General features: G+C 42.2%; 2 protein-coding genes. One reads left to right on the forward strand and one right to left on the reverse strand.

Annotated features, from left to right (window positions below):
• The coding region (locus CPT76_RS35695) for a helix-turn-helix domain-containing protein (RefSeq protein WP_146116555.1) at positions 1-376 on the forward strand (376 nt) is incomplete at its 5' end.
• A 529-nt stretch (positions 377-905) separates the two neighbouring features.
• Here the strand turns inward: CPT76_RS35695 and CPT76_RS35705 are convergent.
• Positions 906-1,172, reverse strand: a complete 267-nt coding sequence (locus tag CPT76_RS35705; RefSeq protein WP_483870088.1) for a helix-turn-helix transcriptional regulator — start codon at positions 1,170-1,172, stop codon at positions 906-908.
• Positions 1,173-1,241 lie beyond the last annotated feature (69 nt).

A 1,241-nucleotide genomic window follows, 5' to 3' on the forward strand; every position in this document is an offset into this window, starting at 1 on the left:
ATGCGCCTCCGTAGGAGATCACGTGCAACAAAAAGAAGGACATACGGACAATGAACAATTATGGACAATGATCTGGAAGATGACCGGGTTCATCCATCAGAACTATGAAAGTAAAATAACGCTTAACGATATTGCTGCTGCAGGCACGGTTTGCAGGAGCCGTTGTTGTAAATTATTTAATACGTACGTAGGACAAACCCCAAATGAGTATCTAATACGATACCGAATTCAAAAAAGTTGCGACATGCTAAAAGAAACGAACCGGTCCATAAGTGAAATAGCCATGGCCTGCGGTTTTCAAAGTGCAAGCTACTTTACTTTCATTTTCCGTAAACAATTAGGATTGGTTCCGCAGGATTACAGAAAACAATATTAAACGCTTTTCTCAGGATGTATTACTACAAAGGGAGCCTGAATGATATGAGGCTCCCTTTTATTTCATTTAATAATAAATCCAAAAAATATTCATTGGCTCGGAAACGATGGCATGACCACCGTATTTTCCCTCATGGACTTAGGCACCGATTTTACGTTGTCTGGCGAGTATTGCCCTTGGAGGAAGAAGGGTTCCGAACGTCTTACGGAGGGATAGGCGCCAACCGATTGGATATCCTGCCCCCGCCGCCCGCTCCCCATAAGCTCATGATGATCAAAGCTGGCTTGACCATCGTCTCGCTGGCAATCCAGTCCGACACCGGCAATCCAAGCAACCGTGTAAGGAAAACACGCATTTTTACTGGATACACTTTCGAGCTGGTCTATAATGGAAGGAATTGCAAAATCCATATTTAGAGGAATCATCGTTTATTATTCAAGGTTCCCCTCATCCCTATCTTAAAGGGGAACAAATATGCTTTACAGGTTACATTCAATCGATCACTTCATTTTTTTATCACCTTATGAAATTAGCGATAATATCGGTCTCTATATTCCTGGGGAGTATATCCCTCATTTTTCTTGAACTGATACGTAAAGTACGCAGGGGTTTGAAACCCTACTCGCTCCGCAACCTCATAAATCTTGATTGTAGGATCTTGAAGCAGTTCCTTTGCTTTTTTCATTCGTAGATTCTTGACAAAATCGGAGATTGTTAACCCCATCTCTTTCTTGAAAAGCACCCTTAAATGCCCTGCACTAAGATAAAACATATCGGCGAGCTGCTTGACCGTCACATTGACTGAAACNTGATCTTCCAGATATGCGACGATTCGGTTTATGAGATGATGCTGCTGTAACGTTCG

It is taken from the genome of Paenibacillus sp. AR247, assembly GCF_002968895.1.
Classification (GTDB): Bacteria; Bacillota; Bacilli; order Paenibacillales; family Paenibacillaceae; genus Paenibacillus_AQ; species Paenibacillus_AQ favisporus.